Raw genomic sequence first — 19,791 nt, 5'->3', positions numbered from 1 at the left:
AGGGACGAGATGAACCTGACCCCCCGCGAGAAGGAAAAGCTGATGATCAGCCTTGCCGCCATGGTGGCGCGCAACCGGCTGGAACGCGGCGTGAAGCTGAACCATCCCGAGGCGATCGCGATCATCTCGGATTTCGTCGTCGAGGGCGCGCGCGAGGGCCGCACCGTCGCCGATCTGATGGAGGCGGGGGCGCAGGTCATCAGCCGCGAACAGTGCATGGAGGGCATTGCCGAAATGATCCATTCGATCCAGATCGAGGCGACCTTCCCCGACGGCACCAAGCTCGTCACCGTCCACCACCCCATCCGTTGAGGCCGCACATGATCCCCGGAGAAATCATCCCCGCCGCTGGCGACATCATCCTGAACGAAGGGCTGGAGGCGATCACGCTGACGGTTGCGAACACCGGCGACCGGCCGATTCAGGTCGGCTCGCATTACCATTTCGCGGAAACCAACGCGGGGCTGAGCTTTGACCGCGTGGCGGCGCGGGGGATGCGGCTGGACATTGCCGCCGGCACCGCCGTGCGGTTCGAGCCGGGCCAGACGCGGGAGGTACGGCTGGTGCCCTATCGCGGTGCGCGCAGGGTCTTCGGCTTCAACCAGAACGTGATGGGGGATCTGTGATGCCCACGAAAATCTCGCGCGGGACTTATGCCGACATGTATGGCCCGACGACGGGCGACCGGGTGCGGCTGGGCGATACCGACCTGATCATCGAGGTCGAGCGCGACCTGACCACCTATGGCGAGGAGGTCAAGTTCGGCGGCGGCAAGGTGATCCGCGACGGCATGGGGCAATCGCAGATCAGCCGCGCGGGCGGCGCGATGGATACGGTGATCACCAATGCGCTGATCGTGGACCATACCGGGATCTACAAGGCGGATGTGGGTCTGCGCGACGGGCTGATCGCGAAGATCGGCAAGGCGGGCAACCCGGACACGCAGCCCGGCGTGGACATCATCATCGGCCCGGGGACGGAGATCCTGGCGGGCGAGGGGCGGATCCTGACGGCGGGCGGCATGGATGCGCATATCCATTTCATCTGCCCGCAACAGGTGGAGGATGCGCTGTTCTCCGGCGTGACCTGCATGCTGGGCGGCGGCACGGGGCCGGCGCATGGCACGCTCGCGACCACTTGCACGCCCGGGCCGTGGCATATCGGGCGCATGTTGCAGGCGCTCGACGGGCTGCCGATGAATTTCGCGCTGGCGGGGAAGGGGAACGCGTCGCTGCCCGAAGCGCTGGAAGAGATGGTGACGGCGGGGGCCTCGTCGCTGAAGCTGCATGAGGATTGGGGCACCACGCCCGCCGCCATCGACTGCTGCCTGTCGGTGGCCGACGACATGGATGTGCAGGTGATGATCCACACCGATACGCTGAATGAATCGGGCTTCGTGGAGAATACCTTGGCGGCGTTCAAGGGCCGCACGATCCATGCCTTCCATACCGAAGGCGCGGGCGGCGGCCATGCGCCCGACATCCTGCGCGTGGTGGGCGCGGCGAACGTGATCCCGTCGTCCACCAACCCGACGCGGCCCTATACCGGCAACACGCTGGAAGAGCACCTCGACATGCTGATGGTGTGCCACCACCTCGACAACAAGGTGCCGGAGGACGTGGCCTTTGCCGAAAGCCGGATCCGCAAGGAGACCATCGCCGCCGAGGATATTCTGCACGACATCGGCGCGATCTCGATCATCTCGTCGGACAGTCAGGCGATGGGCCGGGTGGGCGAGGTCATCACCCGCTGCTGGCAGACCGCCGACAAGATGAAGAAACAGCGCGGGCGGCTTTCCGAGGAAACCGGCGAGAACGACAATCTCCGCGTGCGCCGCTACGTCGCGAAATACACCATCAACCCGGCGATCGTGCATGGCATGTCGCGCCATATCGGCTCGGTCGAGGTGGGCAAGCGCGCGGATCTGGTGCTCTGGGATCCGGCGTTTTTTGGCGCAAAGCCGGAGATGGTGCTGATGGGGGGCATGATCATCGCGGCGCAGATGGGCGATCCGAACGGCTCGATCCCGGCGCAGCCGTTCTACATGCGGCCGATGTTCGGCGCCTATGGCAAGGCGTTGGGGGCGAGCTGCGTCACCTTCGTTTCGGCGGCGGCCGAGGCGGATGGGGTGAAGGGGCGGCTCGGGCTCGACAAGACGGTTCTGGCGGTCACCGGCACGCGCGGCATCGGCAAGGCGGACATGAAGCTGAACGCGGCGCTGCCGAAGATCGAGGTCAATCCCGAAACCTACGAAGTGCGGGCGGATGGCGAATTGCTGACCTGTGAACCGGCGCGGTCCTTGCCGCTCGCGCAGCGGTATTTCCTGTATTGAGGGCGGACGGATGACGGAGGTGCTGCGGGCGGAGCGGGTGCTGCCCAAGGGGGAATGGACGGCGGCGGATCACATCGCGCTGGATTACGAGGGGCGCTTCCTGCGCCGCAAGCGGCTCACCACGGCGGGGGGCCTGTCGTTTCTGGCCGATCTGGCGGAGGTGACGAACCTCACGGGGGGCGAGGCGTTCGTGCTGAGCGATGGCCGTCTGGTCGAGGTGCGCTGCGGGCTGGAGCCGGTGCTTTCGGTGACGGGCGACCTGACCCGGCTGGCCTGGCATATCGGCAACCGGCATACGCCGTGCCAGATCGAGCCGCTGCGGCTGGTGATCCGGGCCGATCATGTGCTGGAGGCGATGCTGCGGCAGTTGGGTGCGAAGGTGGTGCCCTCGGTCGAGCCGTTCCAGCCCGAGGGCGGCGCCTATGGCATGGGCCGCACCATGGGCCATTCGCACGGGCCCGGGCATTCACATGGTCCGGGGCATTTCCATGTCCATACCTGAGCAGACCGCGGCGCTGATGTCGCTGGTGCAATGGCTGTCGCCTGCCTTTCCGACCGGGGCCTTTGCCTATAGCCACGGGCTGGAACAGGCGGTTTCCGTGGGGGATGTGGGCGACGAACAGGCGCTGGAGGACTGGCTGTCGGATATTCTCGCCCATGGCGCGGGTTGGAACGATGCGGTGTTGATCGCCTGCGCGCTGCGGGGGGAGAGCCTGGACGAACTCGCCGATCTGGCCCGCGCGCTGGCCGGTTCCGCTGAGCGGCTGCGCGAGACCGAGGAGCAGGGCGCTGCCTTTGCCCGCGCCCGGGGCGAGATGACCGATGCCCGGGTGGAGCCCTTTCCCCTGCCGCTCGCCGTGGCGCAGGCGGCGCGGGGGTTGGAGTTGCCCGACATGCAGGTGATCGCGCTTTACCTGCATTCCTTCGCGGCCAATCTGGTTTCCGCTGGGGTGCGGTTCATGCCGCTGGGGCAGGCGGCGGGGCAGCGGGTTCTGGCGGCGCTGCATCCGCTGATCGGGATTCTGGCGGAGCGCGCGCTCGATGCCACGCGGGCGGATCTGGCGACCTCGGCCTTTCGCGCGGATCTGGGCGCGATGGCGCATGAAGTGATGGATGTGAGGATTTTCAAGACATGAACGGACCTTTGCGGGTGGGGATCGGCGGGCCGGTGGGCGTGGGCAAGACCACGCTGACGGAGCAGCTGTGCCGGGCGCTGGCGGGGCGCTGTTCGATGGCCGTGGTGACGAATGACATCTACACCCGCGAGGATGCCGAGGCGCTGATGCGGGCGCAGGTTCTGCCCGCCGAGCGGATCCGGGGCGTGGAAACCGGCGGCTGCCCGCATACCGCGATCCGGGAGGATGCCTCGATCAACCTCGCCGCGATCGCCGATCTGAATGCGCGGTTTCCGGATCTGGATCTGGTGCTGATCGAATCCGGGGGCGACAATCTGGCCGCGACCTTCAGCCCGGAACTGGCCGACCTGACGATCTATGTGATCGACACGGCGGCGGGGCAGGACATTCCGCGCAAGCGGGGCCCGGGGGTGACGCGCTCCGACCTTCTGGTGGTGAACAAGACCGACCTCGCGCCCTATGTGGGGGTGGATCCGGTGCTGCTGGAAAGCGACACCCGCGCGGCGCGCGGCGCCCGCCCCTATGTCATGGCCCGTCTGCGGCAGGGGCAGGGCGTGGCGGAAATCGTGGCCTTTCTGATCCGCGAAGGCGGGCTGGACCTGGCGCCGATTCCGTCGGTTTCAGGCTAAAACCGACCAATAATTAATCGAATGATCGAATAACGCGCAGTTTCCGGGCATTCCTCCCGGGGGCGTGATGATTGGCCTGTGCCGTCCGCATGGCTGTCTTGCCGCTGCCAAAGGCGGGCGTTTCAGTGACCCGAAGCCATCCGGCGCGGGTGGAACGAGGGACAATCATAGGGAAGTATGATGACAGGGATGCGTAACTATCTGTTTGGTGCGACGCTTGCCACGCTGTTGTCGGGCGGCATCGCCTGGGCCGAGGGCGACACGATCAAGGTCGGCGTTCTGCACTCGCTCTCCGGCACGATGGCGATTTCGGAGACCACGCTGAAGGATACGGTCCTGATGCTGATCGACGAACAGAACAAGAAGGGCGGCATCAACGGCAAGAAGCTGGAACCCGTCGTGGTCGACCCGGCCTCCGACTGGCCGCTGTTCGCGGAAAAGGCGCGCGAGTTGCTGACCGTGGACAAGGTGGATGTGATCTTCGGCTGCTGGACTTCGGTCAGCCGTAAATCGGTGCTGCCGGTGCTGGAGGAACTGAACGGCCTGCTGTTCTACCCGGTGCAGTATGAGGGCGAGGAATCGTCGAAGAACGTGTTCTACACCGGCGCCGCGCCGAACCAGCAGGCGATCCCGGCGGTGGACTACTTCCTCGATGAACTGGGCGTGCAGAAATTCGCGCTGCTCGGCACGGATTACGTCTATCCGCGCACCACGAACAACATCCTGACCGCCTATCTGAAGTCGAAGGGCATCGCGGAGAGCGACATCTTCGTGAACTACACCCCGTTCGGGCAGTCGGACTGGTCGAAGATCGTGGCGGATGTGAAGGCGCTCGGCGCGGATGGCAAGAAGGTCGGCGTGATCTCGACCATCAACGGCGATGCGAATATCGGCTTCTACAAGGAACTGGCGGCCTCGGGTATCACGGCGGAGCAGATCCCGGTCGTGGCCTTCTCGGTCGGCGAAGAGGAACTGTCGGGCCTCGGCGAGGGTGACCTGAAGAACCTGGTGGGGCAACTGGCGGCCTGGAACTATTTCCAATCCGCCGACACCCCGGAAAACAAGGCGTTCATCGAGCAGTGGCATGCCTTCACCGGCAATCCGAAGCGCGTGACCAATGACCCGATGGAGGCCACCTATATCGGCTTCAACATGTGGGTGAACGCGGTGACCGCCGCCGGGACCACCGAGGTGGACAAGGTGACCGATGCGATGATCGGCCAGAAGTTCCCGAACCTGACCGGCACCGAGGCCGAGATGCTGCCGAACCACCACCTGACGAAGCCGGTTCTGATCGGCGAGATCAAGGCGGATGGGCAATTCGACATCATCAGCCAGACCGATCCCGTCCCGGGCGATGCCTGGACCGATTTCCTGCCGGAATCGGCGGTGCTGGAGTCGGATTGGAAAGATCTGAAATGCGGCATGTACAACACCGAAACCAAGACCTGCGTGCAGCTGAAGTCGAACTACTGATCCCGGAGGGGGCTTCGGCCCCCTTCTTCCTCACCTGTGGGAGCAGCCATGCGCAGCTTTCTTCTGGCGCTGACGGCAGGGATCTGCCTCGCGCTGCCGGTGCGGGCGCAGGATGCGCCGCCGGCCCCGCCCGTTGCCGTGGCGCCGCTGAGCGGCCTGGCCGCCGTGATCGCCCGCAATGCCGATGCCATCGCCAAACCTTCGCGCCAGACCATCGGCCCCGTGATCGCCGAAATCGCCGGGACGGGGGATGCGGGCGTGCGGGATTTCCTGCGCGCCTGGACAGACCGGACTTTGGGCCAGCGCAAGGCAGATGGCGCGATCTTCGTTCTGGCGAAGACGGCGGAGGGCTACGCGCTGACCGATCCGGTGACCGGTGCTGCGGCGGGCACCGCCGTGAAGGCCGAGATAACTGAGATCAAGCCGAATGCCGGGGTGCAGGGCCTGATTGCACAGGCGCTGGTGCGGTTCCAGCTTTCCGACCCGGATCCCGCGAAACGGCGTGCGGCGCTCGATACGCTGGGGCGGGAGGGCACGGCGGAGAACCTCGCCCCGCTGCGCGAGTCGATCCCCGGCGAGACCGATCCCGCGCTCCGGGCGCAGAAGGAGCGGCTGGACCGGCTGCTGACGATCCGCTTCGGCGCGCCGGGCGAACGGGTGGCGGCGATCGAGAAGCTTCGGTTCCGATATGGGGCTGGATTTCCGCGCCGCGCTGAACCCGATCCTTGCAACGAAGCGGCAGGTGTTCGCGGGCGTGCCCACGGGCAATGTCGCGCAGGAGCTGAAACCCGGGTCCGGAATTTCCGCCGAAGAGTCCTATGGGCTGCTGGTCGCGGCGGGTCTGGCGCCCAAACGCCTGACCCCGGCCGAGGCCCGCGCCGCGCTGGAGGCGAATGTGGTCGATGGCAGGGTCGGTGGTTTCCCGGTGGGCGAACTGTCCGACCCCGCGAAACGCGACGCGGCCTATACCGCGCTGGAACGGGCGGGCACCGTCCCCGCCGCCGCGACGGATGACGAAGTGGCCGCCGCCGTCGTCGCGCATCGCTATGCCGATGTCTATACCGAGACCGATCCCGCCGTCACCACCGCCGCGCGCGCCGCGCTCAAGGGCGTGACGCTGAAGGTCGATGCGATGTGGGGGCTGGATCTGGGGCTCGATGCGCTGTCGCTGACCTCGATCTATTTCCTCGCGGCGATCGGGCTCGCCATCACCTTCGGCGTGATGCGGGTGATCAACATGGCGCATGGCGAATTCATCACCATGGGCGCCTATACCGGCTATGTCGTGCAAAGCCATATCAGCGACTATACCGTGTCGATCCTCGTCGCGCTGCCGCTGGCCTTCGCGGTGACCTTCCTTGCCGGAGTGACGATGGAGCGGCTGGTGATCCGGCATCTGTACAAGCGCCCGCTGGAAACGCTGCTGGCGACCTTCGGGATTTCCATCGCGCTGCAACAACTGTTCAAGAACATCTTCGGCACGCAGGCCCGGCCGCTGACCGCGCCCGGCTGGCTCGAAGGGGCCTGGACGTTGAACGACGTCGTGTCGATCAGCTATATCCGGATCGCGATCTTCGTTCTGGCGATGGTGTTCCTGGCGGTGTTCCTGTTCGTGATGAACCGCACCCGGCTGGGGCTGGAGGTCCGTGCGGTGACGCAGAACCCTGCCATGGCCGCGTCCATGGGCATCAACCCGGACCGGATCAACATGCTGTGCTTCGGCTTCGGCTCGGGCATCGCGGGGATTGCGGGGGTGGCGATCGGGCTGTTCGCCAAGGTCACCTCGGAACTCGGTTCCGACTATATCGTGCAGAGCTTCATGACGGTCGTCGTCGGCGGTGTCGGCAATATCTGGGGCACGCTCGCGGGGGCGGCGCTGGTCGGCACGCTGCAAAAGCTGATCGAGGCGGTGAACCCCTCGAACACGCTCGCGGCGCAGACCTACATGATCCTGTTCATCATCATCTTCATCCAGTTCCGGCCAAGGGGCATCATCGCCCTCAAGGGCCGCGCGGCGGGGGACTGACATGAAATCCGGCTTTCTCGCAAAGAACCCCTCGGTGCTGTGGTTCGTGCTGATCCTCGCGCTGTTCACGCTGGGGGTGACGCTCTTGTCGCAGGCCTATGGCACGGGGGCTGTCTCCACCTCGATGGTCAAGACATTGGGCAAGACGCTGTGCCTGTGCCTTGTCGCCATCGCGATGGATCTGGTCTGGGGCTATACCGGGATCCTGAGCCTTGGCCATTTCGCCTTCTTTGGACTGGGCGGCTACATGATCGGCATGTGGCTGATGTATGCGCGGACAAAGGAAATCGTGCTGGCCTCCGCCACCGGGCAGATCCCGATGACCCCGCAGGAGATCAACGACGCCATCGCGTCACAGGTCTTCGGCGTGGTCGGATCGTCGCAGCTTCCCGGTATCTGGCATTTCGCGGGCTCGCTGCCGATGCAGCTTCTGTTCGTCGTGCTGGTGCCGGGGCTGTTGGCGTTTGTCTTCGGCTGGCTGGCGTTCCGGTCGCGGGTGACGGGGGTCTATCTGTCGATCCTGACGCAGGCGATGACGCTGGCGCTCGCGCTCTACCTGTTCCAGAACGACTCCGGCCTGCGCGGCAACAACGGGCTGTCGGGGTTGCAGAACATTCCGGGCATCGCCGCAGGGCAGGATGCGCTCTCGGTCTGGTTCCTGTGGATTTCCGCGCTGGCGTTGGCGCTGGGCTATGTCGTCGCGGCCTTCATCGTCTCTGGCAAGTTCGGCTCGGTGATGCGCGGCATCCGCGATGACGAGGCGCGCGTGCGGTTCCTCGGCTACTCGGTCGAGACCTACAAGCTCTTCGTCTTCACCCTCACGGCGGTGATCGCAGCCATCGCCGGGGCGCTGTATTATCCGCAGGCGGGGATCATCAACCCGGCGGAAATGGCGCCGATCGCGTCGATCTACCTCGCGGTCTGGGTCGCCATCGGCGGGCGCGGGCGGATCTATGGCGCGGTGATCGGGGCGTTCTTCGTCTCGCTGGTCTCGACCTGGTTCACCGGCGGGCGGGTGCCCGACATCAACCTGGGCTTCTATGTGGTGAAATGGGTGGACTGGTGGCAGGTGCTTCTGGGCCTCAGCTTCGTTCTGGTTACGCTGTTCGCGCCGAAGGGGCTGTCGGGGCTGGTCGATCTGCTCACCGGCTGGCGCAGTCCGAACCGGGGCGGCGATCCGCTCGGCCCCGATGATGGTGCCCTGCGCGAGAAGGAGGCCGAGGCATGAAGGCGCTGCTCGAAGTCTCCGGCATTTCCGTCACCTTCGACGGCTACCGCGCGATCCGCAACCTGTCGTTCTCCATCGGCGCGCGCGAGTTGCGCGCGGTGATCGGCCCGAATGGCGCGGGCAAGACGACCTTCATGGATATCGTCACCGGCAAGACCCGCCCCGACGAGGGCAAGGTTCTGTGGGGCGAGAAATCGGTGAACCTGCTGCGCCTGAATGAAGCGAAGATCGCCCGTATCGGCATCGGCCGCAAGTTCCAGCGCCCCACGGTGTTCGAGGATCAATCGGTCCGCGAAAACCTGATGATGGCGCTGAAGCATAGCCGCAACCCGTGGAAGGTGCTGTTCTGGCGCCCGGCGCCTTCGGATTTCACCCGGGTCGAGGCGCTGGCGGGGCAGGTCGGCCTTGGCGCGCAGTTGCCGCGCAAGGCGGGGGAGCTCAGCCACGGCCAGAAGCAATGGCTGGAGATCGGCATGCTGCTCGCGCAGGAACCGAAGCTGCTTCTGGTCGATGAACCCGCCGCGGGCATGACGCTGGCAGAGCGCGAACAGACCACCGCGCTGCTGGTCGATCTGGCCAAAACCCGCGCCGTGGTGGTGGTAGAACATGACATGGATTTCGTGCGCCGCCTGAACTGCCGCGTGACCGTGCTGCACGAAGGCTCGGTTCTGGCCGAAGGGTCGCTCGATCACGTTACCTCCGACCCTCGGGTCATCGAAGTCTATCTGGGGCGCTGACATGCTGCAAACAAAGGGGCTGACGCTGCATTACGGGGGCTCGCAGATCCTCTATGGCATCGACATGGAGGCGAAGGCGGGCGAGGTGACCTGCATCATGGGCACCAACGGCGTGGGCAAGACCTCGCTGTTCAAGGCGATTTCCGGCTGGCACCCGCGTTCGGGCGGCGAGGTGATCCTGAACGGCGAAAGCGTGCCGAAGGTGCCGCCGCAGGGCATGGCGCGGCGCGGTCTGGCCTATGTGCCGCAGGGGCGGATGATCTTTCCGCTGCTGACGGTGGAGGAGAATATGGAAACCGCCTTTGCGCTGCTCCCGCGCTCGGAACGGTTCATCCCGGCGGAGATCTACGACCTGTTCCCGATTCTGAAGGACTTCCTGCACCGGCGCGGCGGCGACCTTTCGGGCGGGCAGCAACAGCAACTGGCGATCGCGCGGGCGATGCTGATGAAGCCGAAGGTGCTGTTGCTCGATGAACCGACCGAAGGCATTCAGCCCAACATCATCCAGCAGATCGGCCGGGTGATCAGCTATCTGCGCGACAAGGGCGATATGGCGATCGTGCTGGTCGAGCAGTATTTCGACTTCGCCCACGACCTCGGCGACCGGTTCTATGTGCTGAAACGCGGGCAGGTGGCGATGCAGGGCACAAAAACCGCGCTGACCCGCGATGCGCTGCGCGAGGTGGTTTCCGTTTAGGGGATGCGCCTGACAGCCCCCGGTGCGAGAAGCTAGCGCGGCAGGGCGGCGGCTTCGCGGGCGAGCGTTTCGATCCCCGCCCAGTCGCCCGCCTGCACCTTCGCATCGGGCGCGACCCAGCTTCCCCCGGCGCAAAGCACATTCGGCAGGCTCAGGTAATCGGGCGCGTTCGACAGGCTGATCCCCCCCGTCGGGCAGAACCCCACCTGCGGCAGCGGCCCGCCGAGCGCCTTGAGCGCCGGGGCGCCGCCCGACGTCGCGGCGGGGAAGAATTTCAGCATGTCATAACCCCATTCCAGCGCGCGCATCACCTCGGACGCGGTGACTGCGCCGGGCAAGAGCGGCAGGCCCTCCTCCTCGCAGGCCCGCATCAGCCGCTCGGTCAGCCCGGGCGACACCCCGAACCGCGCCCCGGCGGCCTTTGCGGCCTTCACATCGGCGGGGGTCAGCAGGGTGCCCGCACCGACCACGCCGCCCTCCACCTCCGCCATCGCCCGGATCGCATCAAGCGCGCAGGGCGTGCGCAGCGTCACCTCCAGCGCGGGCAGGCCCCCCTTGACCAGCGCCCGGGCGAGGGGGGCGGCATGGGCTGCGTCCTTCACCACGATCACCGGGACGATCGGCGCCAGCGCACAGATCTGGCGGGCCTTCACGGATTGTTCGGCGGGGGTCATGCGGATCTCCTCAGACGACGACGGCCGCGCCTTCAGTGGCGGGCCCGACGGAACGGCGGAAGGCGGCGAAGAGTTCGCGCCCGATGCCATGGGCGTTGTGCGACAGATCCGCCACCACCGGCGCGCGGTCGGCGAACCCCGGGGTCAGGCAGGTGAGCGTGCCCGCTTCGGCATCGAGGCGCAGGACATCGCCGTCGATCAGCTTTGCGATCGGCCCGCCGGTCGCGGCCTCCGGGCTGACATGGATCGCTGCCGGAACCTTGCCCGAAGCGCCCGACATCCGGCCATCCGTCACCAGTGCGACGCGCAGCCCCCGGCCTTGCAGCACCGACAGGATTGGCGTCAGCGAATGCAGTTCCGGCATGCCATTCGCCTGCGGCCCCTGAAAGCGCACCACCACCACGGTGTCGGTGGTGAATTCGTCGCGCTTGAAGGCGGCCTTGACCTCTTCCTGATCGTGGAAGACGCGGACGGGGGCCTCGATCACATGATACTCCGGCGCGACGGCGGAGATCTTGATCACCCCGCGCCCGAGGTTGCCGTTCAACTGCCGCAACCCGCCCTGCGGCTGAAACGGCGCCACGGAGGGGCGCAGGATCTTGTCGTTCAGGCTGTCCTCCGCCCCTGCGACCCAACTCAGATGACCGTTGATCAGCTTCGGCTCGCGGGTATAGGCCGCGAGCCCATCCCCCGCCACGGTCTTCGCATCGGCATGGAGCAGCCCGGCGCCCAGCAATTCGCGGATCAGGAACGCCATCCCGCCCGCCGCGTGGAAATGGTTCACATCGGCCAGCCCGTTCGGATAGACCTTCGCCAGGAGCGGCACGACCGAGGAAATCTCGTCGAAATCCTCAAGATCCAGCATCACCCCCGCCGCGCGCGCCATCGCGGGCAGGTGCAGCACGAGGTTGGTGGACCCGCCCGTCGCCATCAGCCCGACGATCCCGTTGACAAAGGCACGTTCATCCAAAATCTCACCAACGGGCCGGAAATCATTGCCAAGATGCGTTATTTCCGCCGCACGCCGCGCCGCGCGCTCGGTCAGCGCATCGCGCAGCGGGGTGTTCGGGTTGACGAAGCTCGCGCCCGGCAGATGCAGGCCCATGATCTCCATCAGCATCTGGTTGGAATTCGCCGTGCCGTAGAAGGTGCAGGTGCCCGGCCCGTGATAGGAGGCCATTTCCGCCGCCATCAGCGCATCGCGCCCGACCTTGCCCGCCGCATAGTCGTTGCGCACCCGCGCCTTTTCATCGTTCGGCAGGCCCGAGGTCATCGGCCCCGCGGGCACGAAAACCGCCGGGATATGGCCAAAGGTCGCCGCGGCGATCACCAGCCCGGGCACGATCTTGTCGCAGATGCCCAGATAAAGCGCCGCGTCGAAACAGTTGTGGCTGAGCGCGACCCCCGCCGCCAGCGCGATCACATCGCGCGAGAACAGCGACAGTTCCATCCCCGTCTGGCCCTGCGTGACGCCATCGCACATCGCGGGCACGCCCCCTGCCACCTGCGCCGTGGCGCCGACCCCGGCCAGTGCGGCCTTGATCCGCGCGGGGAAGGTCTCATAGGGCTGATGCGCGGACAGCATGTCGTTATAGGCGGTGACGATGCCGATGTTCGGCGCCCGCCCTTCGGCCAGAAGCGGCTTTTCCGCGCCCATCGCCGCATAGGCATGGGCCTGGTTGCCGCAGGCCAGATGCGCCCGCGCCGGACCCATTGCCACCGCCGCCCGCATCCGTTCCAGATACGCGCCGCGCGGCCCCTCGGAGCGCTGGCGGATACGATCGGTGACACGGGCGATAGTGGCGTTCGTCATGGCTTCCATCCGGTCGGCTGTGATCGCTGCGGGTTTATTTTTGCATAGGGGTTTAGCGTTAACAAATCATTTTCGTCCTATGGGCCGATTGTGCAGGCCCGGCGTGGGGAGACAAGCGGAAATGTGAATGTCAGCGCTCTCGTTCCTGTGCTGCCGGAAATACGGGCGGGCTTTCGCTTTGGCCCGGGGCGCGCTAGAGGAAGCGAAACGACAGGAGCCGCCGATGACCGAAGACCGCACCCGCCCCGTGGTTCGCCTGCGCCCGAAGGCCGAGGCGCGCGCCATCCGGCATGGATTCCCCTGGGTCTATGCCGACGAACTGGTGACCGACCGGCGCACGCAGGCGATGGCCCCGGGCACGATCGCCACGCTGGAGGATGCCGAGCGGCGCCCCCTGGCCACGGTGACGGTAAACCCGAAATCGAAGATCATCGCGCGGGTGCTGGACCGCGATGCCGGGGCGGAGATCACCGGCGACTGGATCGCGGCGAAGATCACGCGGGCGCTGGCGCTGCGCGAGCGGCTGTTCGACGCGCCCTTCTACCGGCTGGTTCATGCCGAGGCCGATGGCCTGCCGGGCGTGATCATCGACCGGTTCGGCGATCTGGCCGTGGTGCAGCCGAACGCCGCCTGGTCCGAAGCGATGATCGGCGAGATCACCGCCGCGCTGGCGGCGATCGGCATCGCGACGGTGGTGAAGAACGGCTCGGGCCGGGCGCGCGGGCTGGAGGGGCTGCCGGAGGAGACGGTGGTGCTGACGGGCGCTGTCAACGGGCCGGTGCCGGTGCCGATGAATGGCGCGGTCTATATGGCCGATGTGCTGGGCGGACAGAAGACGGGGCTGTTCTTCGATCAGCGGCCAAACCATGCCTTTGCCGCGCGGCTGGCGCGCGGCGCGCGGGTGCTGGATGTGTTCAGCCATGTCGGCGGCTTTGCGCTGGCGTGTCTCGCGGGCGGGGCGGAGCGGGCGCTGGCGGTGGATGCCTCGGCCCCGGCGCTGGATCTGGCGCGGCAGGGGGCGGCGGCGATGGGGGCCGAAGCGCGGTTCGACACACGACAGGGCGATGCCTTCGCCACGCTGGAGGCGCTGGCGACCGAGGGCGCGCAATTCGATCTGGTGATCTGCGATCCGCCGGCCTTCGCGCCGTCGAAAACCGCGCTACAGGCGGGGCTGCGGGCCTATGAACGGGTCGCGCGGCTGGCGGCGCCCTTGGTTGCGCCGGGGGGCTATGTGGCGCTGTGCTCGTGCTCGCATGCGGCGGATCTGGTGCAGTTCCGGGCGGCCTCGGCGCGGGGTCTTGGCCGGGGTGGGCGACGCTCGCAACTGCTGCATACGGGCTATGCCGGGCCGGACCATCCGATGCTGCCGCAACTGGCGGAATCGGCCTATCTGAAGGCGCTGTTCTTCCGGCTCGACTGATGCGGGCGCTTCTCGATGCCTGTGTGCTGTATCCGACGGTGCTGCGCGAAATCCTGATCGGGGTCGCGCGGGCGGGGCTGTATCAGCCGCTGTGGTCGGCGCGGATCCTTGAGGAATGGGCGCGGGCGGTGGCGCGGCTTGGCCCGGCGGATGAGGCGGTGGCGCGGGGCGAGATCGCCGCCCTGCGTGCGGCTTTCCCAAAGGCCGAGGTTGCGCCGCGCCCGGGGTTGGACGCGCGGCTGCACCTGCCCGATCCGAACGATATTCATGTGCTGGCGGCGGCAATCGCGGGAAATGCGGATGCCATCGTCACCTTCAACGCGCAGGATTTCCCGCGCGGCACACTGGCGGCGGAGGGGCTGGACCGGCGCGATCCGGACAGCCTGCTGTGGGAATTGTGGTCCACGGACCCGGGGCCGGTCGCGCAGGTGGTCGAAGGCGTGCGGCAGCGGGCGGAGATCCTTTCGGGCCAGCCGCAACCGCTCCGCCCGCTGCTGAAACGCGCGAAACTGCCCCGGCTGGGCAAGGCGCTGAGCGCGCATCTGCCGTGAAATCAGGCGCTTGCGCGTTTTCGTGCCGGGGCCGGGTCAAACCGCTTTGACGGCGCGGACGGGCGGATTAAACTGACCCCAGCGACAGGCAACAGCCAGCTACGGAGCAGCCAATGGTTTCCCGCGTTATTCCGGTAGAGGTGTTCGACCTCGTTATCTTTGGCGCCACCGGAGACCTTGCCACCCGCAAGATCCTGCCCGGTCTCTACCGCCGCTTTTACGGCGGCCACATGCCCGAGGAGGCGCGCATCATCGGCTGCGCGCGTTCGGAGATGGATGCGGCGGGCTTCCGCGACCTGGCGCGCCGGGCGATCGACGAATTCGTGGATGCGGGGAAGCATGACGCGGCGCAGATCGCCGCCTTTCTCGACCGGCTGGAATATGTGCCGGTCGATGCCACGGGAACCAGCGGCTGGCCGGAACTGAAGGCGCTGATGCGGCCCGATGTGGTGAATGCCTTCTACTTCTCGGTCGCGCCCGCGCTGTTCGGCGAAATCGCCGAGCGGCTGCACGGCCACGGCATCGCGGGCCCGGATGCGCGGATCGTCGTCGAAAAGCCCTTCGGGCGGGATCTCGCCTCGGCCCGCGCGCTGAACGCCACGCTGGCCGCGCATTTCGACGAGCATCAGATCTACCGGATCGACCACTATCTGGGCAAGGAGACGGTGCAGAACCTGATGGCGGTGCGCTTCGCCAATATCCTGTTCGAGCCGCTGTGGAACAGCCAGTATGTCGACCATGTGCAGATCACGGTGGCGGAAACCGTGGGTGTCGGCGGGCGCGGCAGCTATTACGACAAGTCGGGCGCGATGCGGGACATGGTGCAGAACCACATGATGCAACTGCTGTGCCTGATCGCGATGGAGCCGCCCTATCACTACGACCCGGATGCGGTGCGGGACGAAAAGCTCAAGGTGATCCGGGCGCTGCAACCGATGGCGGCGGGCGACATCGTGCGCGGGCAGTATCGGGGCACCGGGGGGAAGAGGGCGCTGAGCAGCTATCTCGACGATGTGGAAAACCCGCAGAGCCGGACCGAGAGCTATATCGCGCTGAAGGTGCAGATCGCGAACTGGCGCTGGCAGGGGACGCCGTTTTACCTGCGCACCGGCAAGCGGCTGCGGGCGCGGACATCGGAAATCGCGATCACCTTCAAGCAGCCGCCGCATTCGATCTTTGACGAGGCCGATCACGACTGGCGCGAGAATGTTCTGGTGATCCGGTTGCAGCCGAACGAGGGGATGAACCTCAAGGTGATGATCAAGGAGCCCGGCCCGGGCGGGATGCGTCTGGTGCAGGTGCCGCTCGACATGTCCTTCGCCGATGCCCTGGGCGACGAGGGCGCCGATATTCCCGACGCCTATGAGCGCCTGATCATGGATGTGATCCGCGGCAACCAGACGCTGTTCATGCGCGGCGACGAGGTGGAGGCCGCCTGGGCCTGGGCCGATCCGGTCATCGCCGGATGGGAGGCGCGGGGCGAGCGACCGCAGGGCTATGATTCCGGATCCTCCGGGCCGGATGATGCGTTGATGCTGATGCACCGCGACGGGCGCAGATGGAGGGAGATCCGCGGATGAACCTGATCGAATATCCGGACCGCGAGTTGATGATGATTTCGCTGGCGGACAATTTGGCGGCGGAGCTGCGGCTGGCGCTGCAACTGGGACCGGCGACGTTTTCGGTGCCGGGCGGAACCACGCCGGGGCCGGTGTTCGACATCCTGTCGGGGCTGGATCTGGACTGGGGGCAGGTCTCGGTGCTGCTCAACGATGAACGCTGGGTGCCGGAGGGGGATCCGCTCTCGAACACCCGGCTGCTGCGCGAGCGGCTGTTGCGCAACCGGGCGGCGGCGGCGCGGCTGGTGCCGCTTTACGCCGATGCGCCGACGCCCGAAGAGGGCCTGCCCGGGCTCCTGCCGGGGGTGGAGGCGGCGCTGCCGATCACGGTGCTGCTTCTGGGGATGGGGGCGGATATGCACACTGCCTCGCTGTTTCCGGGGGCGGAGGAGGCGCTCGCGCCCGATGCGCCGGCGCTGATGGCGGTGGCGGCGGATGTGCCGCGCGTCACGCTCACCGCGCGGGTGCTGCGCGATGCGATGCACTGTCACGTTCTGATCACTGGCGGGGAAAAGCGCGCCGCGATAGAACGGGCCGAAACGCTGAGCGAGGCAGAGGCCCCGATCCGCGTCGTGCTGAAGACCGCCACCATTCACTGGGCCCCCTGATGAACCAATTCTCCGACCTGATCGCCCATGCCGCCGCCCACCCGGACCAGCGGATCATGGATTTTTTCGACATCAACGACCGTGCCGCGGATTTCAGCGCGGCTTTCGGGGATTTCGTCTTCGACTATTCCAAGACCTCGATCGACCCGGAGGCGCGCGCCCTGCTGATCGCGCTGGCCGAACGCATGGGCGTCGCGCAGAAGCGCGAGGCGATGTTCACCGGCGCGAAGATCAACGAGACCGAGGGCCGCGCGGTGCTGCATACCGCCTGGCGCAACCCGGAAGGGTCGGTGATGGTGGATGGCGTGGACGTCATGCCGAAGCTGCGCGAGACACTGGCGCGGATGGAGGCTTTCGCCGCCGATGTGCGCGAAGGCCGGTTCCGGGGGCAGGGCGGCGCGATCACCGATGTGGTCAATATCGGCATCGGCGGGTCGGACCTCGGCCCGGTGATGGCGACGCTGGCGCTGGCGCCTTATCACGACGGGCCGCGGGTGCATTTCGTCTCGAACATCGACGGCGCGCATATTCATGACGTGCTGAAGGGGCTGAACCCGGAAACCACGCTGGTGATCGTGGCGTCGAAGACCTTCACCACGATCGAAACCATGACCAACGCGGAAACCGCGCGGAAATGGATGGCGGCGAAGGTTGCCGATCCGGCGGCGCAATTCGCGGCGATCTCCACCGCGTCGGACCGCACGGCGGCCTTCGGTATCGACGCAGCGCGGGTGTTCGGGTTCGAGGATTGGGTCGGCGGGCGCTATTCCGTCTGGTCACCCATCGGGCTGAGCGTGATGATCGCCGTCGGCCCGGCGAATTTCGCGGAATTCCTGCGCGGCGGCGCGGCGATGGACAAGCACTTCCGCGAGGCGCCCTTTGCGCGGAACCTGCCGGTGCTGCTCGCGCTGGTGGGGATCTGGCACAATCAGGTGCTGGGCCATGCGACGCGGGCGGTGCTGCCCTATGATCAGCGGCTGCTGCGGCTCCCGGCCTATCTGCAACAGTTGGAGATGGAGTCGAACGGCAAGCGGGTGAGCATGGACGGCGCCGATCTGCCCTACAACTCCGGGCCGGTGGTCTGGGGCGAGCCGGGCACCAATGGCCAGCATGCATTCTACCAACTGATCCATCAGGGTACGCGGGTGGTGCCGTGCGAATTCCTGCTGGCGGCGCAGGGGCATGAGCCCGATCTGGATCATCAGCACATGCTGCTGATGGCGAATTGCCTTGCGCAATCCGAGGCGCTGCTGCGCGGCCGGTCGCTGGAGGAAGCGACCGAGATCATGCGCAAGAAGGGCCTGACCGGGGCGGAGTTGGAGCGGCAGGCGCGGCACCGGGTGTTCCCGGGCAACCGGCCCTCGACCACGTTGCTTTATCCGAAGCTGACGCCCTTCACCTTCGGCGCGATCATCGCGCTGTATGAACACCGGGTGTTCGTCGAAGGCGTGATCCTCGGCATCAACAGCTACGACCAGTGGGGGGTGGAACTGGGCAAGGAACTGGCGCTCGCGCTGGCGCCGGTGCTCGAAGGGACGTCGGACGGCGCGGGCAAGGACGGCTCCACCCGCGCGCTGGCCGCGAAGATCCGGGCGATGCGCTAGCGCGTCTCCCTCGGGCGCAGCGCGAGCCAGATCAGCGCCGCGCCCGCCAGCGTCAGGAAGGGCAGCATGGCGAGGTTCACCGCCTGCCAGCCCGCCTGCGGGTCGTTCGCGCCCGAGCAGTTCATCAGGCTGCCGGAGCTGAGCGAGGCGAGGAACACCCCGCCGAAGACCACGAAATCATTCATCCCCTGCACCGCGCCGCGCTCTTCGGGGCTATGGGCGGAATTGAGCATGGCCGTGGCGCCGATGAAGCCGAAGTTCCAGCCAAGGCCCAGCAGGATCAGTACGGCGAAGAAGTTGTGCAACTGCACCCCGGTCATTGACACCGCCCCGGCACAGGCCAGGATCACCAGACCGGCACCGACGATGCCGCGTGCGCCGAAGCGGGCGATCAGGCTGCCGGTGAAGAAGGAGGGCAGATACATCGCCACGACATGGGCGGAAACGATGTCGGCGGCCTGCGTCGGCGCGAAGCCACAGCCCACCACCGCGAGCGGCGCCGAGGTCATCACGAGGTTCATCAGCGCATAGGAGACCATGCCGCAGATCATCGCCACCGCGATCACCGGATCGCGCAGCAACTCGCGCCGGCTCCGCCCGCCCGCGATGCCCTTGACCCGCCGCCCCGGCGCGGGAATATCGAGGAAGGCGAACAGGATCGGACCGAGCAGGTTCAGCCCGATGATCGCCAGATATGTGCCCAGGAACGGCACCACCATCGCCTGTGCCGTCAGTTTGACCAGTTGCGGGCCGAGGATCGCCGCCGCCAGCCCCGCCGCCATGACATAGGAAATCGCTTTCGGCGCGAACTCCGCGCTGGCGCCATCGGTCGCGGCAAAGCGGTAAAACCCCTGCGCCGACATGTAGATACCCGTCAGCAGCGCGCCCGCCATGAACAGCCCGAACGATCCCGTCCACAGCGCCCAGGCGGCGATGGCCGCGCCGAGGGCCCCGGCGAAGGTCGACAGCACGAACCCCGCCCGCCGCCCCTTGCGCGCCATGAATTCGGACAGCGGCTGCGCCGACAGCACCGAGCCGAGCACGATCATCGACAGGGGCAGCGTCGAGAGGCAGGGATTCGGCGCGAGCGTCTGCCCCGCCAGCCCCCCCACGGTGAAGATCATCGACATCTGCGCGCCCAGCACCGCCTGCGCCAGCACCAGAACGACAACATTGCGCCCTTCGCGGACACTCGGCGGGGGGAGGGCATATCCTGCATGACGAATGGGTATATCTCCGCA

The 19,791-nt window shown here is 66.8% G+C and carries 18 protein-coding genes and 1 pseudogene; 16 read left to right on the top strand and 3 right to left on the bottom strand.

Features of this window, described 5'->3' with window-relative positions; all coding sequences use genetic code 11:
* Positions 1-9: 9 nt before the first annotated feature.
* The 11 genes and pseudogenes from QM789_RS12090 to urtE all read left to right on the top strand — a co-directional run bounded on the left by QM789_RS12090 (position 10) and on the right by urtE (position 10,261).
* Positions 10-312, top strand: coding sequence for an urease subunit gamma (locus QM789_RS12090; protein ID WP_420352145.1), 303 nt, complete (start codon positions 10-12; stop codon positions 310-312).
* 8 nt (positions 313-320) lie between these two features.
* Positions 321-626 carry an urease subunit beta gene (locus QM789_RS12085; protein WP_420352144.1) on the top strand — a complete coding sequence of 102 codons (306 nt, stop codon included), beginning with the start codon at positions 321-323 and terminating at the stop codon, positions 624-626.
* The gene (gene ureC, locus QM789_RS12080; RefSeq protein ID WP_420352143.1) at positions 626-2,332 is read left to right on the top strand and encodes an urease subunit alpha; all 1,707 of its coding nucleotides are present in this window, start codon (positions 626-628) and stop codon (positions 2,330-2,332) included. The genes QM789_RS12085 and ureC overlap by 1 nt, the downstream gene beginning before the upstream one ends.
* A 10-nt stretch (positions 2,333-2,342) precedes the next feature.
* On the top strand, positions 2,343-2,834 hold the full coding sequence (locus QM789_RS12075) for an urease accessory protein UreE (protein WP_420352142.1): 492 nt from the start codon (positions 2,343-2,345) through the stop codon (positions 2,832-2,834).
* A complete protein-coding gene (locus QM789_RS12070) occupies positions 2,821-3,468 on the top strand; it encodes an urease accessory protein UreF (RefSeq protein WP_420352141.1) in 648 nt (215 codons plus the stop codon). The genes QM789_RS12075 and QM789_RS12070 overlap by 14 nt, the downstream gene beginning before the upstream one ends.
* Complete coding sequence (ureG, locus tag QM789_RS12065) at positions 3,465-4,097, top strand: urease accessory protein UreG (protein ID WP_420352140.1); 633 nt, start codon at positions 3,465-3,467, stop codon at positions 4,095-4,097. The genes QM789_RS12070 and ureG overlap by 4 nt, the downstream gene beginning before the upstream one ends.
* A 180-nt stretch (positions 4,098-4,277) precedes the next feature.
* Complete coding sequence (urtA, locus tag QM789_RS12060) at positions 4,278-5,573, top strand: urea ABC transporter substrate-binding protein (protein WP_420352139.1); 1,296 nt, start codon at positions 4,278-4,280, stop codon at positions 5,571-5,573.
* Between the two features lie 48 nt (positions 5,574-5,621).
* Positions 5,622-7,599: pseudogene (gene urtB / locus QM789_RS12055) on the top strand (urea ABC transporter permease subunit UrtB).
* A 1-nt stretch (position 7,600) separates the two neighbouring features.
* A complete protein-coding gene (urtC, locus tag QM789_RS12050) occupies positions 7,601-8,827 on the top strand; it encodes an urea ABC transporter permease subunit UrtC (protein WP_420352138.1) in 1,227 nt (408 codons plus the stop codon).
* On the top strand, positions 8,824-9,564 hold the full coding sequence (gene urtD / locus QM789_RS12045; protein WP_420352137.1) for an urea ABC transporter ATP-binding protein UrtD: 741 nt from the start codon (positions 8,824-8,826) through the stop codon (positions 9,562-9,564). Before urtC ends, urtD begins: the two co-directional genes overlap by 4 nt.
* Before the next feature lies 1 nt (position 9,565).
* Positions 9,566-10,261 (top strand): urea ABC transporter ATP-binding subunit UrtE, encoded by a 696-nt coding sequence (gene urtE, locus QM789_RS12040; protein WP_420352136.1) that lies wholly within the window; start codon positions 9,566-9,568, stop codon positions 10,259-10,261.
* Positions 10,262-10,293: 32 nt separating this feature from the next.
* Here urtE and eda read toward each other — a convergent pair whose 3' ends face one another.
* Positions 10,294-10,935, bottom strand: a complete 642-nt coding sequence (eda, locus tag QM789_RS12035) for a bifunctional 4-hydroxy-2-oxoglutarate aldolase/2-dehydro-3-deoxy-phosphogluconate aldolase (protein WP_420352135.1) — start codon at positions 10,933-10,935, stop codon at positions 10,294-10,296.
* A 10-nt stretch (positions 10,936-10,945) separates the two neighbouring features.
* A complete protein-coding gene (gene edd, locus QM789_RS12030; RefSeq protein ID WP_420352134.1) occupies positions 10,946-12,757 on the bottom strand; it encodes a phosphogluconate dehydratase in 1,812 nt (603 codons plus the stop codon).
* A gap of 214 nt (positions 12,758-12,971) precedes the next feature.
* Between edd and QM789_RS12025 the strand changes: the two genes are divergently transcribed.
* The 5 genes from QM789_RS12025 (at position 12,972) to pgi (ending at position 18,550) form a co-directional block, all read left to right on the top strand.
* Entirely contained in the window at positions 12,972-14,168 is a 1,197-nt protein-coding gene (locus QM789_RS12025) for an RSP_2647 family RNA methyltransferase (RefSeq protein WP_420352133.1), read from the top strand.
* Complete coding sequence (locus QM789_RS12020; protein ID WP_420352132.1) at positions 14,168-14,719, top strand: RSP_2648 family PIN domain-containing protein; 552 nt, start codon at positions 14,168-14,170, stop codon at positions 14,717-14,719. The genes QM789_RS12025 and QM789_RS12020 overlap by 1 nt, the downstream gene beginning before the upstream one ends.
* 113 nt (positions 14,720-14,832) lie before the next feature.
* The gene (zwf, locus tag QM789_RS12015) at positions 14,833-16,299 is read left to right on the top strand and encodes a glucose-6-phosphate dehydrogenase (RefSeq protein WP_420352131.1); all 1,467 of its coding nucleotides are present in this window, start codon (positions 14,833-14,835) and stop codon (positions 16,297-16,299) included.
* On the top strand, positions 16,296-16,946 hold the full coding sequence (locus QM789_RS12010) for a 6-phosphogluconolactonase (protein ID WP_420352130.1): 651 nt from the start codon (positions 16,296-16,298) through the stop codon (positions 16,944-16,946). The genes zwf and QM789_RS12010 overlap by 4 nt, the downstream gene beginning before the upstream one ends.
* Positions 16,946-18,550: a glucose-6-phosphate isomerase gene (gene pgi, locus QM789_RS12005; protein ID WP_420352129.1), complete on the top strand. Its 1,605-nt coding sequence runs from the start codon at positions 16,946-16,948 to the stop codon at positions 18,548-18,550. Before QM789_RS12010 ends, pgi begins: the two co-directional genes overlap by 1 nt.
* Here pgi and QM789_RS12000 read toward each other — a convergent pair.
* The gene (locus QM789_RS12000) at positions 18,547-19,680 is read right to left on the bottom strand and encodes an MFS transporter (RefSeq protein ID WP_420353302.1); all 1,134 of its coding nucleotides are present in this window, start codon (positions 19,678-19,680) and stop codon (positions 18,547-18,549) included. The genes pgi and QM789_RS12000 overlap by 4 nt on opposite strands.
* Positions 19,681-19,791 lie beyond the last annotated feature (111 nt).

This window comes from Paenirhodobacter sp., assembly GCF_047600745.1.
In the GTDB taxonomy this organism is placed as follows: domain Bacteria; phylum Pseudomonadota; class Alphaproteobacteria; order Rhodobacterales; family Rhodobacteraceae; genus Rhodobacter.
Note: the sequence above shows the minus strand (reverse complement) of the source record. Positions and strands in the feature narration are given on the sequence as shown.

What these genes read in the sequence shown, in the direction of transcription:
- QM789_RS12090 (WP_420352145.1), top strand. Translation starts at nt 10, where the DNA reads ATGAACCTGACCCCCCGCGAGAAGGAAAAGCTGATGATCAGCCTTGCC.
- QM789_RS12085 (WP_420352144.1), top strand. Translation starts at nt 321, where the DNA reads ATGATCCCCGGAGAAATCATCCCCGCCGCTGGCGACATCATCCTGAAC.
- ureC (WP_420352143.1), top strand. Translation starts at nt 626, where the DNA reads ATGCCCACGAAAATCTCGCGCGGGACTTATGCCGACATGTATGGCCCG.
- QM789_RS12075 (WP_420352142.1), top strand. Translation starts at nt 2,343, where the DNA reads ATGACGGAGGTGCTGCGGGCGGAGCGGGTGCTGCCCAAGGGGGAATGG.
- QM789_RS12070 (WP_420352141.1), top strand. Translation starts at nt 2,821, where the DNA reads ATGTCCATACCTGAGCAGACCGCGGCGCTGATGTCGCTGGTGCAATGG.
- ureG (WP_420352140.1), top strand. Translation starts at nt 3,465, where the DNA reads ATGAACGGACCTTTGCGGGTGGGGATCGGCGGGCCGGTGGGCGTGGGC.
- urtA (WP_420352139.1), top strand. Translation starts at nt 4,278, where the DNA reads ATGACAGGGATGCGTAACTATCTGTTTGGTGCGACGCTTGCCACGCTG.
- urtC (WP_420352138.1), top strand. Translation starts at nt 7,601, where the DNA reads ATGAAATCCGGCTTTCTCGCAAAGAACCCCTCGGTGCTGTGGTTCGTG.
- urtD (WP_420352137.1), top strand. Translation starts at nt 8,824, where the DNA reads ATGAAGGCGCTGCTCGAAGTCTCCGGCATTTCCGTCACCTTCGACGGC.
- urtE (WP_420352136.1), top strand. Translation starts at nt 9,566, where the DNA reads ATGCTGCAAACAAAGGGGCTGACGCTGCATTACGGGGGCTCGCAGATC.
- eda (WP_420352135.1), bottom strand. Translation starts at nt 10,935, where the DNA reads ATGACCCCCGCCGAACAATCCGTGAAGGCCCGCCAGATCTGTGCGCTG.
- edd (WP_420352134.1), bottom strand. Translation starts at nt 12,757, where the DNA reads ATGGAAGCCATGACGAACGCCACTATCGCCCGTGTCACCGATCGTATC.
- QM789_RS12025 (WP_420352133.1), top strand. Translation starts at nt 12,972, where the DNA reads ATGACCGAAGACCGCACCCGCCCCGTGGTTCGCCTGCGCCCGAAGGCC.
- QM789_RS12020 (WP_420352132.1), top strand. Translation starts at nt 14,168, where the DNA reads ATGCGGGCGCTTCTCGATGCCTGTGTGCTGTATCCGACGGTGCTGCGC.
- zwf (WP_420352131.1), top strand. Translation starts at nt 14,833, where the DNA reads ATGGTTTCCCGCGTTATTCCGGTAGAGGTGTTCGACCTCGTTATCTTT.
- QM789_RS12010 (WP_420352130.1), top strand. Translation starts at nt 16,296, where the DNA reads ATGAACCTGATCGAATATCCGGACCGCGAGTTGATGATGATTTCGCTG.
- pgi (WP_420352129.1), top strand. Translation starts at nt 16,946, where the DNA reads ATGAACCAATTCTCCGACCTGATCGCCCATGCCGCCGCCCACCCGGAC.
- QM789_RS12000 (WP_420353302.1), bottom strand. Translation starts at nt 19,680, where the DNA reads ATGTCGATGATCTTCACCGTGGGGGGGCTGGCGGGGCAGACGCTCGCG.